The sequence below is a fragment of the Pseudomonas sp. MF4836 genome (assembly GCF_002018875.1).
Taxonomy (GTDB): Bacteria; Pseudomonadota; Gammaproteobacteria; order Pseudomonadales; family Pseudomonadaceae; genus Aquipseudomonas.
The window spans coordinates 1-17386 of the sequence record NZ_MVOL01000021.1; the positions used below are offsets into that span (position 1 = coordinate 1).

The following is a 17386-nucleotide window of genomic DNA, read 5'->3' on the forward strand; positions in this document are numbered from 1 at the left end:
TGTGTTAGTGTCGTGGTCTGTTTCTTTGTTTTTTTTTTTTATGGTGCCGGCTGCGCGCGAGAGCTGGGGGGGGGGGAGGGTGGGCAGGGTCAGAGGTGTATAAGGGACAGCTTTATGCACGACCCCTTCAGCCGCGAGCCCCAGGCGCGCATGTACCGCAGCGGCGACCTGGCGCGCTGGCTGGCGGATGGCAGCCTGGAGTACCTGGGGCGTAATGACGATCAGGTCAAGGTGCGCGGCATGCGCATCGAGCTGGGGGAAATCGAAAACCGCCTCAACCAATTGCCCGGGGTACGCGAAGCGGTGGTGCTGGCCCGGGAAGATGAACCCGGCCAGCCACGGCTGGTGGCCTACTTCACCGAACAGCTGGCGGTCGAGGCGCTGGTGCCGGCCGAGTTGCGCAGCCACCTGCTGGCGCACCTGCCGGAGTACATGGTGCCGGTGGCCTATGTCAGGCTCGACGCATTGCCGCTGACCGCCAACGGCAAGCTGGACCGTCGGGCTCTGCCCAAACCCGACCGGGCGGCGACCTTCAGCCGCGGGTATGAGGCGCCCCAGGGCGAGCTCGAAAGCACCCTGGCGCAGATCTGGGCCGAGGTGCTGCAGGTGGAGCAGGTGGGACGCGGCGATCACTTTTTCGAGCTGGGCGGCCATTCATTGCTGGCGATGCGCATGGTGTCCCAGGTGCGCCTGCAACTGGGCGTGGAGCTGGCCCTGGGCGAGCTGTTTGCCAACCCCGAACTGGCGGCCGTGGCCCAGGTCCTGGCCCGGGCCGGACGCAGCGCGCTGCCACCGATACTGGCGGTGCCTCGGGACGCACCGCTGCCGCTGTCCTTTGCCCAGCAACGGCTGTGGTTTATCGGGCAGATGCAGGGGCTGGCGAGCGCCTACAACATTCCGGTGGCCCTGGGCCTGCGTGGGCGCCTGGATGCCGATGCGCTGCAACGGGCCCTGGCGCGGATCGTTGCGCGCCATGAAAGCCTGCGCAGCCGCTTTATCCTGGAACACGATGAGCCCCGGGTGCAGATCACCCCGGCCGAGGCCGGTTTCCAGTTGCATTACCAGGACCTGCGCGGCCAGCCGGCGGCGTTGCAGGAGCAGGTGCGGGGCCACGGCGCGCACGCCTTCGACCTGCAGCAGGGGCCACTGATTCGTGGGCAACTGCTGCACCTGGCAGACGAGCATCACGTGCTGCTGTTGGCCCTGCACCATATCGTCGCCGATGGCTGGTCGATGGGCGTGCTGACCCGGGAGCTGGTGGCGCTGTATGCGGCCTTCAGCCAGGGCCGGGACGACCCGTTGCCGCCCCTGGCCTTGCAGTACGGCGATTTTGCCCTGTGGCAACGGCGCTGGCTCAGCGGCGAGTTGCTGCTCAGGCAAAGTGCCTACTGGCAGCAGGCCCTGGCCGGCGCCCCGGCCTTGTTGCTGCTGCCCACCGACCGGCCCCGTCCGCCGCAGCAGGCGTATGCCGGGGGCTGTGTCGAGGTCGCGCTGGACCCGCAGTTGAGCGCCGGGCTGCAAGCCCTGAGCCAGCGCCATGGCTGCACCCTGTACATGACCCTGCTGGCAGGCTGGAGCCTGCTGCTGAGCAAGCTCTCGGGGCAGGACGACCTGGTGATCGGTTCGCCGGTGGCCAACCGCACACGGGCCGAGGTCGAAGGCCTGATCGGCCTGTTCGTCAACACCCTGGCGCTGCGCATCGAGGTGGCGCCGGAGCACAGCGTCGAGACGCTGCTGGCCCAGGTCAGGGATGTGACCCTGCAGGCCCAGGCCCATCAGGACCTGCCGTTCGAACAGGTGGTGGAGTTGACCCGGCCGCAGCGCAGCCTGTCCCACAGCCCGTTGTTCCAGAACATGCTGGCCTGGGACAGCGGCTCGGGCCCGGGCCTGGCCCAGGCCATGAGTGAATTGCATCTGCAGCTGGAAGCGGTCAGCGGCGGCGAGCACGTGGCCAAGTTCGACCTGAGCCTGACCCTGGGCCTGAGCGAGGGGCGGATTTGCGGTTCCCTGGTGTACGCCACGGCCTTGTTCGAGCACCGGACCCTTGAGCGTTACCTGGGGTATTTCGAGGTCGTGTTGCAGGCCATGGTGGCCAACGACCAGCGCCCCCTCGGGCAGATCAGCCTGCTCGACCCCGAGGCCCGGGCGCAGGTGCTGCACGGGTTCAACCCGGCACCGGTGGCGTTTGCCCAGGGGCAGACCCTGCATGGGCGGTTCGAGGCCCAGGCGGCACGCACCCCGCAAGCGCTGGCGTTGCAGGTCGGCGAGCAGCAACTGAGCTACCGCGAACTCAACGAGCGCGCCAACCAGTTGGCCCATCACCTGCGCGAACAGGGCGTGGGGCCGGATTCGCGGGTGGCGATCTGCGTCGAACGCGGGCTGGGCATGGTCGTCGGCCTGTTGGCGATCCTCAAGGCTGGTGGCGCTTACGTGCCCCTCGACCCGAGCCTCCCCGGGCAACGCCTGGCCTGGCTGCTGGAGGATTGCGCGCCGGCGGCGGTGCTGGTCGAGCCCGCCACGCTCGGCTTGCTGGGTGAGAGGGCGCTGCCGCTGATCAATCTCGATCAGCGCTGGCTGCAACCCTCGACCAACCCCCAGGTGCCCGGGCTGACCGCGCAGCACCTGGTGTATGTGATCTACACCTCGGGTTCCACCGGCTTGCCCAAGGGCGTGATGCTTGAGCACCACAGCCTGCTCAACCTGGTGGACTGGCATAACCAGGCTTTCGCCCAGGGCCCGGGCAGCCACACCAGCAGCGTCGCCGGTTTCGGCTTTGACGCCATGGCCTGGGAGGTCTGGCCGGCGCTGTGCGTCGGCGCCACCCTGCACCTGCCGCCGGCCGAGATCGGCAGCGGCAACCTCGATCAACTGCTGGACTGGTGGCGCGGGCAGCCGCTGGACGTCAGCTTCCTGCCGACCCCGGTGGCGGAATACGCCTTCGCCCAGGCGCTGGGCCACCCGACCCTGCGCACCCTGTTGATCGGCGGTGACCGCCTGCGCCAGTTCACCCGGGACCAGCGCTTCAAGGTGATCAACAACTACGGGCCGACCGAAGCCGCGGTGGTGGCGACCTCCGGTCCGATCGAGGCCGGAGGGCCGCTACACATCGGCACGCCCATCGCCAACGCCCGGGTGTACCTGCTGGATGAACAGCGGCGGCCGGTGCCGGTCGGCGTGGCCGGTGAGCTGTACGTCGGCGGGGCCGGGGTGGCGCGGGGTTACCTGCACCGTCCCGAGTTGACGGCCGAGCGCTTTGTCGACGACCCGTTCACGGCCACGACCGGCGCGCGCATGTACCGCAGCGGTGACCTGGCGCGCTGGCTGGCCGATGGCAGCCTCGACTACCTGGGGCGCAACGACGATCAGGTGAAGATCCGCGGGGTGCGCATCGAACTGGGCGAGATCGAAACCCGCCTCAACGCTTACCCGGGGATCAAGGAAGCGCTGCTGCTGGCCCGTGAAGACCAGCCCGGGCAGGCCCGGCTGGTGGCGTATTTCACCGCCCTTGACCCCAGCGCCGCGCCGCAGCCGGGCGAATTGCGCGGCCACCTGCTAAGCCATTTGCCGGAGTACATGGTGCCGGTGGCCTATGTGCGCCTGGACGCACTGCCGCTGACCGCCAACGGCAAGCTCGACCGGCGGGCCTTGCCGGCGCCGGACCTGGCGGCGCTGTTCAGCCGCGACTACGAGGCGCCGCAAGGCCCCCTGGAAATCGGGCTGGCGCAGATCTGGGCCGACTTGCTGCAGGTCGAGCGGGTCGGACGTCGCGATCACTTCTTCGAGCTGGGCGGGCATTCGCTGCTGGCGATGCGCATGGTGTCCCAGGTGCGCCTGCAACTGGGCCTGGAACTGGCCCTGAGCGACCTGTTTGCCAACCCGGAACTGGCCGCCGTGGCCCAGGCCCTGGCCCAGGCACAGCCCGACAGCCTGCCGCCGATTGTGGCGCAGAGCGCCGAGGGGCATTTGCCGTTGTCGTTCGCTCAGCAGCGCCTGTGGTTTCTGGCCCAGATCGAGGGCGCCGGCAGCGCCTACAACATTCCCCTGGGCCTGAGGCTGCGCGGGCCGCTGGACGTGGCCGCGCTGACTCAGGCCCTGGAAGGCATCGTGCGGCGCCACGAGGTCCTGCGCAGTCGCTTTGTGCAGGTCGAGGATCAGCCGCAGGTGTTGATTGCCGCCGCCGAGGGCCTGTTGAGCCTCGGCCGGCACGACTTGACGGCGGATCCCCAGGCCTTACAGGCCCTGGTGCAAGGCGAGGCGGCACAGCCATTTGACCTGGCCCGGGGGCCGCTGATTCGCGGGCACCTGGCGCAGCTCGGCGCCGAGCACCATGTGCTGCTGCTGACCCTGCACCACAGCGTCGCCGATGGCTGGTCGATGGGGGTGCTGACCCGTGAGCTGATGGCGTTGTACGCGGCCTTCAGCCAGGGCCAGGGCGACCCGTTGCCGCCTCTGGCGGTGCAGTACAGCGACTTTGCGCTCTGGCAGCGGCGCTGGCTCGGCGGTGAGCGCCTGCAGCAACAAAGCGCCTATTGGCAGCAGGCCCTGGCCGGTGCCCCGGCCTTGCTCAGCCTGCCCACTGACCGCCCGCGCCCTGCGCAGCAAAACTATGCCGGGGGCAGTGTCGAGCTGCGCCTCGACCCGGGCCTGACCGAGCAACTCAAGGCCCTGAGCCGACGCCACGGCAGCACCCTGTACATGACCTTGCTGGCCGGCTGGGGCGCCTTGCTCGGTCGCCTGGCCGGGCAGGCCGAGGTGGTGATCGGGTCCCCGGTGGCCAACCGCACGCGGGCCGAGGTCGAGGGGCTGATCGGCCTGTTCGTCAACACCCTGGCCCTGCGCATCGAGCTGCCGCCCGGGTTGAGCGTCGCGACCTTGCTGGCCCAGGTCAGGGACCGGGTCGTGCAAGCCCAGGAACACCAGGACCTGCCGTTCGAGCAGGTGGTGGAGATCACCCGGCCGCAGCGCAGCCTGTCCCACAGCCCGCTGTTCCAGAGCATGTTGTCCTGGGACGGCCAGCCCGGTGCCGCCCTGGCGCTGGATGCCCTGCAACTGGAGGTGCTGGAGGGCGGCGAGACCTTCGCCAAGTTCGACCTGGCCTTGCACCTGGGTGAAGCCCAGGGGCAGATTGTCGGCTCCCTGGTGTATGCCTCGGCCTTGTTCGATGGGAGCACCATCGAGCGCTATGCCGGTTACTTCCAGCGCCTGCTGCGGGCCATGGTCGCCGATGACCAGGGGCTGCTGGAGCAATTGCCGCTGCTTGAGCCGCACCAGCGCGAGCAATTGCTGGTGGGGTTCAACGCGACCCAGGTAGCGTTCGACCTGGAACAGAGCATCCACGGCCTGTTCGAGGCCCAGGTGCAACGCAGCCCCGATGCGCCGGCCCTGGTGGCCGAGGGCGGGCAGCTGAGCTATCGCCAGCTCAATGCCCGGGCCAACCAGTTGGCCCGGCACCTGCGCGAGCAAGGTGTGGGCCCGGATACGCGGGTGGCGATCTGCGTCGAGCGTGGGCTGGAGATGGTCATCGGTCTGCTGGCAATCCTTAAGGCCGGCGGCGGTTACGTGCCGATCGACCCAGGCTACCCGGCGGAACGCATCGCCTACATGCTTGCAGACAGCGCGCCGGTGGCCCTGTTGCTGCACGGCGCGACTAGGCACCTGCTGCCTGAGGTGGCGGCGCCGCTGATCGACCTCGATCAGCCGCTGTGGCATCACCAACCGCACGATGATCTAGCGGTGCCCGGGTCGAGCCCGCGCAACCTGGCGTACGTGATCTACACCTCCGGCTCTACCGGCCAACCCAAGGGCGTGATCAACGAACACCGGGCCCTGGTCAACCGCCTGCTGTGGATGCAGCAGGCCTACGGCCTGACGGCGGCGGACGCGGTGTTGCAGAAAACCCCGTTCAGCTTCGACGTCTCGGTGTGGGAGTTTTTCTGGCCGCTGATGACCGGTGCGCGGCTGGTCATGGCGCGCCCGGACGGGCACAAGGATCCGCTGTACCTGAGCCAGGTGATCCAGGCCGAGGGCATCAGCACCGTGCATTTTGTGCCGTCGATGCTCGATGTGTTCCTGGCCCAGGGCCAGGCCGCCCGTTGCACTGGACTGCTGCGGGTGATCTGCAGTGGCGAGGCGCTGCCGGGGAGCCTGGTGCGACGCTTCAAGGGCCAGTTGCCGGGCAGTGAGTTGCATAACCTGTATGGCCCGACCGAGGCTGCGGTAGACGTTAGCGCCTGGAACTGCGCCGGCCCCCTGGAGCAGACCCCGGACAACACGCCGATCGGCAAGCCGATCGCCAACACCTGCCTGTATGTGCTCGATGGGCAGTTGCAGCCGGTGCCGCTGGGGGTTACCGGTGAGCTGTATATCGGCGGGGTGCAGGTGGCGCGGGGTTACCTGAATCGGCCGCAACTCAACGCCGAGCGCTTTGTGCACGATCCTTTCAGCCGCGAACCCGAGGCGCGCCTGTACCGCACTGGGGATGTGGCCCGTTACCTGGCCGACGGCAACCTGGAGTACCTGGGGCGTAACGATGACCAGGTGAAAATCCGCGGCCTGCGCATCGAACTGGGGGAAATCCAGGCGCGCCTGACCCAGTTGCCCGGGATCAAGGAGGCGGTGGTCCTGGCCCGGGAGGACGCGCCGGGGGACAAGCGCCTGGTGGCTTATTGCACCACCGCTGACGCCAGCCAGCGGCTGGACATCGAACAACTGCGCAGCCAGTTGCTGCTGCACCTGCCGGAGTACATGGTGCCGGCGCTGTTCGTGCACCTGCAGGCCTTGCCCCTGAGCCCCAACGGCAAGCTTGAGCGCAAGGCCCTGCCGGCGCCGGGCCTGGAGTCGATGCAGGCGCGGCCTTATGAAGCGCCCATCGGCGCTACCGAAACCCTGTTGGCCGGGCTCTGGGCCGAGCTGCTGAATGTGCAGCGGGTCGGGCGCCATGACCACTTCTTCGAACTGGGCGGGCATTCGCTGCTGGCGATCACCCTGATCGGGCGCATGCGCCGGGCCGGGCTGACGGCGGATGTGCGGGTGCTGTTCGGCCAGCCGACCCTGGCGGCCCTGGCCGCGGCCGTGGGCGAAGGCCGCGAAGTCGAGGTGCCGGCCAACCTGATTGGCCCCGATTGCCCACGCATCACTCCACAATTGCTGCCGCTGTTGAACCTGGAGCAGGAGGCGATTGACCGGATCGTCGCCAACATCCCGGGCGGCGTGGCCAACGTGCAGGACATCTACCCCCTGGCGCCGCTCCAGGCGGGGATCCTGTATCACCATATCCTCTCCAGCCAGGGTGATCCGTACCTGCTCCAGGCGCAGTTCGCCTTTGACAGTCAGGAGCGGCTGCAGGCCTTTACCCAGGCCTTGCAGGCGGTGATCGAGCGCAACGATATCCTGCGCACCGTGGTGTTCTGGGACGGGCTCGAAGAGCCGGTGCAAGTGGTGCTGCGCCAGGCCGCGCTGCAGGTGCAGGAACTGCGGGTCAGGGCCAGCGGCGGCGAGGTGCTGGAGCAATTGCTGACCCGCTTCGACCCGCGGCATTTCCGCCTGGACCTGGCCCAGGCGCCGCTGCTGCGCCTGTACCACGCCTGGGACAAGCGTCAGCAGCGGGTGGTGGCCTTGCTGCTGTTTCATCACTTGGTCATGGACCATGTGGGCCTTGAGGTGTTGCAGCAGGAAGTCCAGGCCTGCCTGCTGGACCAGCGCGAGCAACTGGCGCCGGCGGTGCCGTACCGCAACTACGTGGCCCAGACCCGCCTGGGCATGGGCGAGCAGGAACACGAGGCGTTCTTTCGCGACATGCTCGGCGATATCGACGAACCGACCCTGCCGTTCGGCCTGGCCCAGGTCCAGGGTGACGGCCGGGATATCGAAGAAGCCCGCCTGGCATTGGGCGCACCCTTGAACCAGCGCCTGCGCAACCAGGCCCGGCAGTTGGGGGTGAGCGCCGCGAGCCTGGTGCACCTGGCCTGGGCCCAGGTGCTGGGCGCGGTCTCGGGCCAGGAGCACGCGGTGTTCGGCAGCGTGCTGTTTGGCCGGATGCAGGGCGGCGAGGGCGCCGAGCGGGCCCTGGGGGTGTTTATCAATACCTTGCCGCTGCGGGTCGACCTTGGCGAGCAAGGCGTCCGTGCCGCGGTGCTGGCGACCCATGCCCGGCTCGCCCGGTTGCTGGCCCATGAGCACGCGCCCCTGGCCCTGGCCCAGCGTTGCAGCGGGGTGGCGCCGCCGACCCCGTTGTTCAGCGCGCTGCTCAACTACCGCCACAGCGCGGTGGCGACGGCGCCATCGGCGGCGGCCGGGGCGGCCTGGCACGGCATGCATCTGCTCAAGGCCGAGGAGCGCAGCAACTACCTGCTGACCCTGAGCGTGGACGACCTGGGCAGTGACTTTGTACTCAGTGCCATGGCGGCTGCCGGCATCGGCGCGCAGCGGGTCTGCACCTATATGCAGACCGCCCTGGACAACCTGGTGCAGGCCCTGGAGCAGACGCCGCAGCAGGCCATCGGCCAGCTGTCGATTCTCTCGGCGCAGGAGCGCCAACAATTGCTGGTGCAGTTCAACGCCAGCGACCGCGACGTGCACCACGAACAGACCGTGCACCGGCTGTTCGAGGCCCAGGCCCAGACCAGTCCGCAGGCAGTGGCGGCGGTGCAGGGCGGGCAATCCATGAGCTACCACGAGCTCAACCGGCGGGCCAACCAGTTGGCGCACCGCTTGCTCGACCTGGGTGTGCAGCCGGGGGACAACGTGGCGCTGCTGCTGCCGCGTTCGTTTGAACTGTTGCTTGGCCAACTGGCGATCAACAAGTGCGCGGCGGTCTATGTGCCGCTGGACATCAACGCTCCGGCCGAGCGCCTGGGTTTTATGCTCGACGACTGCCAGGCGGTGCTGTTGCTGACCCGGGGCGAGCCGCTGCTGCAACACCCGGTGCCGCGCCTGGACCTGCTGCAAGCGGGCCTCGATGGCTGGCCGAGCCAGGACCCGCAGTTGCCGCAATCGTCCGAAGCGGTGGCGTACATCATGTACACCTCCGGCTCCACTGGCACCCCCAAGGGCGTGCTGGTGCCGCACCGCGCCATCGTGCGCCTGGTGCGCGACAACGGTTACGCCGATTTCAACCCCCTGGACCGGCTGGCGTTTGTCTCCAACCCGGCGTTCGACGCCAGCACCATGGAGGTCTGGGGCGCCTTGCTCAACGGTGGCCAGGTGCTGGTGATCGAGCATCAGACCCTGCTCGAACCCGAGGTCTTCGGCCGGGCCCTGGTGGACTCGGGGGCGACCGTGCTGTTTCTCACCACGTCGTTGTTCAACCAGTATGTGCAACTGATTCCCGAGGCCCTCAAGGGCCTGCGCATGCTGTTGTGCGGCGGTGAGCGCGCCGACCCGGGGGCCTTTCGCCGCTTGCTGGAGCAGGCCCCGGACCTGCGTCTGGTGCACTGCTACGGTCCTACCGAAACCACCACTTTTGCCACCACCTTTGAGGTTCGGGCGCTGGCGGCGGATGCCGACAGCGTGGCCGTGGGCGTGCCGATCGCCAACACCCGGGTGTATGTCCTGGATCGCAGCCGACAACCGGTGCCGCTGGGGGCGGTAGGGGAGATCTACATCGGCGGCCAGGGCGTGGCCAGGGGTTACCTGAACCGCCCGCAACTGACCGCCGAAAAGTTTGTGCACGACCCTTTTGTCGAGCAGCCCGGGCGCCTGATGTACCGCACCGGCGACCTGGGTCGCTGGCTGGGCGAGGGGCGGCTGGAGTGCATCGGTCGCAACGACGATCAGGTCAAGCTGCGGGGTTTCCGCATCGAACTGGGCGAAATCGAAACCCGGCTCGCCGCATGCCCCGGGGTCAGGGAAGCGGCGGTGCTGGTGCGCGAGGTCGGCCCGGGGGACAAGCGCCTGGTGGCCTATTACACCCGTCACGCCACGGCCGCCACGGCGGACAGCGAAGGGTTGCGCGTCGCATTGCAGAGCCAGTTGCCGGACTACATGGTGCCCGCGGCCTATGTGCTGCTCGAGCACCTGCCGCTGACCGCCAACGGCAAGCTGGACCGCAAGGCCCTGCCTGCGCCCGAGCTGCAAGCCCTGGCCGGACGGGCCTATGAGGCGCCGATCACGGCCCTGGAGCAGAGCCTGGCGCGGGTCTGGGCCGAGGTCCTGCACGTGCCGCAGGTCGGTCGCCATGACAGCTTTTTCGAGCTGGGCGGGCACTCGCTGCTGGCGATCCGCCTGCTCAACCGCATGCAGCAGGAAGGGTTGAAAGTGACCCTGGCCGAGTTGTTCCAGCATGCCAGCGTCGAGTCGATTGCCACCTTGCTCGGCCAGCGCACGGCAGTGCCGGACGACCAGCAGAGCGTGATCGAAGTGCGTGCCGGTGGCAGCCAGCCGCCGTTGTTCCTGGTGCATGAGTTCAGCGGCATGGACCTGTACTTCCCGGTGCTGGGGCGGCATATCGAGGGCGATTTCCCGATCTACGGCTTGCCCGGGATCGCCTTGCAGTACCCGCAATTGCACACCCTGGAGGGCCTGGCCGCGCGCCTGGTACGGCTGATCCGCTCGGTGCAGGCCGAGGGGCCGTACCGCCTGGCCGGTTGGTCGTTTGGCGGGGTGCTGGCGTATGAGGTCGCCCTGCAATTGCAGGGGCAGGACCAGGTGGTGCAGTTCCTTGGCCTGATCGACAGCTACATGCCGCGCCTGACCGATCAGGGCAAGGCCCGCTGGAATGGGCCGCACGCCCTCAAGCGTCACCTGCTGCTGCAATGCGAAAGCCACTGGACGGTCCAGGGTGTGCCCGGCGAGGCGGCCCTGGAGCGGGTCCGGCAGTTGGGCATGGAGCTTGAACAGCATGACTTTGCTTCACTGCTCCAGGCCTGCCGTGAGCGCCAGGTGCTCAACCCGCAGTTGCTGGAAACCCCGGCCAGCGACCTGGAACGCTTCCTGGCGCGGGAAGTGGCCCACGGGCATGCCATGGCCCATTACGCCCTGCATCCGATCGCGCTGCCGGTGCATCTGTTCTGTGCCCGGGAACGCCCGACCGAGCTGGCGCGGCGCAGTACCAGCCTGGGCTGGGGCGACGTCCTGGGGCCGCGCTTGCAGGCGGTCAGTGTGCCGGGAGATCACCTGAGCATGATGCAGGCGCCCCATGTCCAGACCCTGGGGCAGGCGATCAGTGCGGCCATGGCGGCCGCGGCCCCCGAGGCTTTGGCGCCGCACCAGCCGCTGCTGAGTATCCAGACCGGTCGCCCCGGGCAGGCACCGATTTTCTGCGTGCCGGGGGCAGGCGATAGCGTGACCGGATTTATCGGCCTGACCGATGCCCTGGGGCCGGACTGGCCGCTGTTCGGCCTGCAGCCACGGGGCCTGGATGGGCAATGGCCGCCCCACAGTCAGGTGGAGAGCGCTGCCGAGCACGGGCTGTCGGCGCTGGAGCAAGTGTGTCCGGAGGGGCCGCTGCATCTGGTCGGCCATTCCTTCGGCGGCTGGGTGGCCTATGCCCTGGCCGCCCGCCTGCAGGCCCGCGGGCGCACGGTGGCGTCCCTGACCCTGATCGACAGCGAAGCGCCCGGCGGCAATGGCGGGGTGGCCAGGCCGTACACCGCGACGGCGGTCCTGGAGCGCCTGATCGAGGCCTTGCAGCTGGCGTCGGGCAAATCCCTGGGCATCGAGCCGGTGGCGTTTGCCGCCGCAGACGACCCGACCCAACTGCGCCTGCTGCACGCGGGCATGGTGCGGGTCGGCCAGCTGTCGCCCCGTTCAACCCCCGAGGCGATCTACGGCACGGTGCGCACCTTTGGCGCGGCGCTGCGCACGGTCTATCAGCCGCACCTGCTGTACCGGGGGCCGGTGCGCCTGGTGCTGGCCGAGGACCCGGCCCTGGACAGCGCCAGCAACCTGCTGGAGCAGGAGGCGATGATCCGCGGCTGGCGCCAGTACGTCGAACCGCTGTCGGTGTGGCATGGCCCGGGCAACCATTTCAGCATCCTCAAGGCGCCCGACGTCTACAGCCTTGCGGCCTGGTGGCATGAAGGGCTGGCGCTGGCGGTGGGCGAGGGGGTGTCGTGAGGCGCTGACCCGGGACCGGCGCGGAGCCGGTTGATTGATCGGGGGCGGCACGCAGGGTCGCCCCCTTGGACAAGGCCCCGGCTACGGCCGGATCTGCCCTCAACGCATTTGTGGTCATCTATGGAAAAGTCGAAGTTGCGTAACGTGGGCCTGGGACTGGCGCTGGTGGTGGCGGCCGGGTTGGTGTTCTACACCGTGCAGGCGCCGGCCGAACCGCCGCAGTACCTGGTGGCCAAGGTCGAGCGCGGGGATATTGAAAACGCGGTGCTGGCCACCGGGTTGCTCGAAGGCATCAAGCAGGTGGATGTCGGGGCCCAGGTCTCCGGGCAGTTGAAGTCGCTCAAGGTCAAGCTCGGGGACAAGGTGAAAAAGGGCCAGTGGCTGGCAGAAATCGACCCGCTGGTGTTGCAGAACACCCTGCGCCAGGCCCTGGTCGACGAGGAGAACCTGCAAGCCCAGCGTCGGGCCACGGCGGCCCAGCTCAAGCAGACCAAGTCGATCTACGAGCGCTACAACGACTTGCAGGCCGACGCCTCGATCTCGCGCCAGGACTTCGAGACCGCCGAGTCCAACTACGAGGTCCAGCGCGCCAACCTGCTGTCGCTGGACGCGCAGATCAAGAGTGCGCATATCCAGATCGATACGGCCCGGGTCAACCTGGCCTATACCCGGATCGTCGCGCCCATCGACGGCGACGTGGTGGGCATCGTCACCCAGGAAGGCCAGACCGTGATCGCCCAGCAACTGGCGCCGGTCCTGCTCAAACTGGCGGACCTGGACACCATGACGGTCAAGGCCCAGGTCTCGGAAGCCGATGTGATCCACATCACCCCGGGGCAAAAGGTCTACTTCACCATCCTCGGTGAAGATCGGCGTTACTACGGCGAGCTGCGCGGCACGGAACCGGCGCCGCAGAACTTCCTCGACACCCAGGCCGCGGGCACCGCGAAGCAGAGCAGCGCGGTGTTCTACAACGCACTGTTCGATGTGCCCAACCCCGACCACCGCCTGCGCATTGCGATGACCGCCCAGGTGCGCATCGTGCTCGACACTGCCCAGGCGGTGCTGATGGTGCCGGTGGCGGCCCTCGGCCCGCGCAACGCCGATGGCAGCTTTCCGGTACGGGTGCTGGACGCCAAGGGCCATGCCCAGCAACGCAACGTGCAGACCGGGATCAACAACAACGTCAAGGTGCAGATCAGGGACGGGCTGGTCGAAGGTGACAAGGTGGTGATCGGCGATCCGGTATCCGCTGTGGCGGGGGCCTGACATGAGCCAGCCACTGTTGCAGCTCAAGGGCATCACCCGCAGTTTCGTGGCCGGTGAAAAAGCCTTTGTCGCCCTGAAGAACATCGACCTGACCATCAACGCCGGGGAAATGGTGGCCATTACCGGCGCCTCGGGCTCGGGCAAGTCGACCCTGATGAATATCCTCGGCTGCCTGGACTACGCCACGGCCGGCAGCTACCAGGTCAACGGCCGGGAAACCCGCGACCTGGACAACCAGGAACTGGCCGAACTGCGGCGTGACTACTTCGGCTTTATCTTCCAGCGCTACCACCTGCTGCCGCACCTGAGCGCCCTGCACAACGTCGAGATGCCGGCGATCTACGCCGGCACCCCGGAGAGCCAGCGCCATCAGCGGGCCACCGAGTTGCTCGGGCGCCTGGGCCTGTCGGGGCATTTGCTGCATCGCCCCAACCAGCTGTCCGGCGGCCAGCAACAGCGGGTGAGTATTGCCCGGGCCCTGATGAATGGCGGCGAGGTCATCCTGGCCGACGAACCCACCGGTGCCCTCGATACCACCAGCGGCAAGGAGGTGATGAACATCCTGCTGGAACTGCATGCCGCCGGGCACACGGTGATCATCGTCACCCATGACCCGAAGGTGGCGGCCAACGCCGAGCGCATCATCGAGGTCCGCGATGGCGAGATCATCAGCGATTGCAGGCACCCGCGCCCCGGGCCGGAGCTGCCGGAAGTACCGGCATTGCGCCTCAAGCCGGCGGGCACCCGGCGCCTGGTGGCCAGCCTCGGCCTGTTCAAGGAAGCCTTCGGCATGGCCTGGGTGGCGCTGGTGTCGCACCGCATGCGGACCTTGCTGACCATGCTCGGGATCATCATCGGCATCACCTCGGTGGTCTCAATCGTGGCCATCGGTGAAGGCGCCAAGCGCTATGTGCTCAAGGACATCCAGGCCATCGGCAGCAACACCATCGATGTGTTTCCCGGGGCCAGTTTCGGCGACAGCCGCGCCGCCGCCATCGAAACCCTGATGCCGGCCGATGCGACGGCCCTCAACCAGTTGTATTACGTCGACAGCGCGACCCCGGTGGTGGGGCGCAACCTGCTGCTGCGCTATCGCAATGTGGATGTCAACGCCACGGTCAATGGCGTCAGCGACCGCTACTTCCAGGTGCGTGGCCTGAAGATGCAGGCCGGCATCGCCTTCAGCGAAAGCGATGCGCGGCGCCAGGCCCAGGTGGTGGTGATCGACGACAACACCCGCAGCCGCCTGTTCGGCGCCGGGGTCGACCCCCTGGGTCAGGTGATCCTGGTGGGTTCGCTGCCGTGCACGGTGATCGGGGTGACGGCGGCGACCAAGAACATCTTCTCCGCGGCCAACACCCTGAGCGTCTGGGTGCCCTATGAAACCGCCGCCGGACGCCTGCTGGGCCAGCGCCACCTGGACAGCATCAGCGTGCGGATCAAGGACGGCCAGCCGAGCAAAGTTGTGGAGGACAACGTGACTCAGGTCATGTTGCAGCGCCACGGCACCAAGGACTTCTTCACCAACAACCTGGACAGCATCATGAAAACCGTGGACAAGACCAGCCGCTCCCTGGCCTTGCTGCTGTCGCTGATTGCCTTGATTTCGCTGCTGGTGGGCGGCATCGGGGTGATGAACATCATGCTGGTATCGGTGACCGAACGGACCCGGGAAATCGGCATTCGCATGGCGGTGGGGGCGCGGCAGTCGGACATTCGCCAGCAGTTCCTGGTGGAGGCGGTGATGGTCTGCCTGATAGGCGGGGCGATCGGCATCGGTCTGTCGTTCGCCATCGGCTACCTGTTTTCACTGTTGGTCAAGGAATGGCAGATGGTGTTTTCCCTGGGCTCGATCGTCACCGCGTTTGCCTGTTCCACGCTGATCGGCATCGTCTTCGGCTTTGTGCCGGCCCGTAATGCCGCGCGCCTGGACCCCATCGAGGCCCTGGCGCGGGATTGAGCCGAAGCGGCCCGGCCTGATCCTAGGCCAGGCCGCGAGCGGCGCAGGGGGGCGTGGCCTCATCGCCGGAGTACATCCAGCGCAGCAGCGAATTGCGGCCACTGATGCCCATCTTGATCGAGGCGCGCTTGAGGTAGCTTTCCACGGTGTTGACCTTGAGCCGGAACTGTTCCGCCAACTCCGGCGCGGTACGTCCGGCGAGCAGGCCGATGCAGACTTCCGTCTCCCGGTTCGACAGGCTCAGGCCCGATTGCTCCAGGCGTTCGGCAAAGCGCTGGCGCAGGTTTTCCAGGCCCTGGACCTTGGTCGTCGTTACCGGGCCCGCCTGGGAGGTGCTGCTGACGGGTTGCAGGGCGCTGATATGGGTTTCCACCATGGGCAGCAGCAGTGACGAGAAATCCTGGAGGATGATGCGTTCCTGGGCGGAAAAGTTCGGTGCGTGGGCGCAGCGGTACACCGAGATCACGTAGCGGTAGGCGTCGCGGTGACTGCTCAGGTGCATCTGTGCACTGGCCACCCCGGGCCGGGCAGGCGTGGCCTCGCGGTGCGCCGCTGCGGCGAAGCTGTCGCAGAGAGGCTGGTGGCTGCGTCGGTCGTACACCGTCGCGGCCAGCCATCCGGGCTCGCAGGTGTCGCCGGCGTCATTGGCGGCGCTGGCGTTGCGGCCGTGGGAAGGCGCTTCAGAGGCCACCGGTAGGCGCCGGATGTGGGTCGCGTCGACCGCCAGCTGAGTCAATATCAGGGCATGCAGCATGCGGGGGAAGTTGCGGCTGCCGGTGCTGGCGATGACCTTGCCAATGTGGGGGAACAGCAGTTGTGAGTTCATTGGTTCATCCATGAGTCCAGGTGGCGGCGTCATTGCCTTTATAACCATGAGTTTTAAGAGGATGTCCTGACCCCTTGATCGAGCACGATAGTGAGTGCAGCCCTCGTATCCTAGTACAGGGTTTCGCGGTCGTTTGCTGCTGCAGCATAAATATGGACGAATGACCTGAGGCGGGCGTTAAGCCCCACTCAGCCGGGGGCGGGCGTGGGCCAAAGGGGGTGATCAATGGACGGGTGGCCGCCGCTCAAGCCTGCCCCGGCACGTTTGGCCACAGGTCGGCCACCAGGAACAGGCGCTCGGCTTCTTCCCAATGGGCCGGGGCTTTCTGCGTCAGGCGCACCAGCAATTGCGCCGGAGCATGGGGGTCGAGCTCGGCCAGCCAGTGTTCGAGCTGGGCCGGGCTCCAGGTCTGCTCGTCGGGGTAATGGGCCGGCGCCAGCCAGGCATGGCGCGGCAAGGGTTGCCAGCGCCCGGGTGGGCTCTGGGCCAGGAATGCCGGCCAGTCATGTTGGTGCAGCCAGCGCCCGTGCAGGTGCCGGGGGTGGGCGCCCAGCGGCGGATGGGCATGGCCGGGCCAGGGGTAGAGCAGGTAGCCGCCCAGCCACAGGTGGGCGCTGAAATGGGTGATGTCCAGGGCGGTCAGTACATCGAGGCTTTCCGGGCGGGCTGAAATCGGCAACTGGTGTTCGCACAAATGGGCCAGCTTGCGGTCCAGGCGGTCATGGCAGCCCGGGCCCAGCCACTGGGCGCTGTCTTCGCCGTTGCCGGCCTGCGGCCCGAGGTACAGCTTGATCGCCAGTTCCAGGTGATGCACGCCATCGCGGTCGCGCAGCAGCATGTCCAGCTCGCCCAGGGTGTGCCCGGCACGGCGGATCGGCAGGTTGGCCGCGAGCAGCTCGACCCCCGGGGCATGGCGCACCGCGAATTGCCACAAGCGTTCGTAGTACAGGCCCAGGCGCCGGGTGGTGGCCAGGGCCAGCCAATGTTCCAGGGCGCGGTGGTCCTGGTCGAGTTGGCGCAGCCAGTGGGCCAGCAGTTCGGGCGCCTGCACCCAGTCGCTGCCGGCCAGTGGATGACGCTGGGGCCAGGGCGTGTGTTCGAGCATGGGCGGGGCGAGGATGACCCAGGCCAGGTCGCGCACCGCGGGGTGGCGCAACTGGCGGGGGAGGTCGAGCAAGCCGGGAAACAGGATCATTCTGCGAGCATAGCTCCTCGGAGGGTGGCTGAAAGGATTTTGTCTATGGCCGGCTTTCGCCCATAATCCCTCTTTTGCCCGC

At 67.7% G+C, this 17386-nt stretch carries 5 protein-coding genes; 3 read left to right on the forward strand and 2 right to left on the reverse strand.

Annotation, left to right across the window (positions count from 1 at the left end; translation table 11 throughout):
• The 3 genes from MF4836_RS32120 to MF4836_RS32130 form a co-directional block, all read left to right on the forward strand.
• The coding region (locus MF4836_RS32120) for a non-ribosomal peptide synthetase (RefSeq protein WP_102047964.1) at positions 1-12054 on the forward strand (12054 nt) is incomplete at its 5' end.
• A 120-nt stretch (positions 12055-12174) separates the two neighbouring features.
• The gene (gene macA / locus MF4836_RS32125; RefSeq protein ID WP_078473738.1) at positions 12175-13323 is read left to right on the forward strand and encodes a macrolide transporter subunit MacA; all 1149 of its coding nucleotides are present in this window, start codon (positions 12175-12177) and stop codon (positions 13321-13323) included.
• A gap of 1 nt (position 13324) precedes the next feature.
• A complete protein-coding gene (locus MF4836_RS32130) occupies positions 13325-15283 on the forward strand; it encodes a MacB family efflux pump subunit (RefSeq protein WP_078473739.1) in 1959 nt (652 codons plus the stop codon).
• Positions 15284-15305: 22 nt separating this feature from the next.
• Here the strand turns inward: MF4836_RS32130 and MF4836_RS32135 are convergent, their stop codons facing one another.
• Positions 15306-16109, reverse strand: a complete 804-nt coding sequence (locus MF4836_RS32135) for a helix-turn-helix transcriptional regulator (RefSeq protein ID WP_078473740.1) — start codon at positions 16107-16109, stop codon at positions 15306-15308.
• A 244-nt stretch (positions 16110-16353) separates the two neighbouring features.
• The gene (locus tag MF4836_RS32140; RefSeq protein WP_078473741.1) at positions 16354-17304 is read right to left on the reverse strand and encodes a DUF1853 family protein; all 951 of its coding nucleotides are present in this window, start codon (positions 17302-17304) and stop codon (positions 16354-16356) included.
• Between the last annotated feature and the right edge of the window lie 82 nt (positions 17305-17386).

Coding starts and splice junctions, on each gene's coding strand:
- macA (WP_078473738.1), top strand. CDS start 12,175: ATGGAAAAGTCGAAGTTGCGTAACGTGGGCCTGGGACTGGCGCTGGTG.
- MF4836_RS32130 (WP_078473739.1), top strand. CDS start 13,325: ATGAGCCAGCCACTGTTGCAGCTCAAGGGCATCACCCGCAGTTTCGTG.
- MF4836_RS32135 (WP_078473740.1), bottom strand. CDS start 16,109: ATGAACTCACAACTGCTGTTCCCCCACATTGGCAAGGTCATCGCCAGC.
- MF4836_RS32140 (WP_078473741.1), bottom strand. CDS start 17,304: ATGATCCTGTTTCCCGGCTTGCTCGACCTCCCCCGCCAGTTGCGCCAC.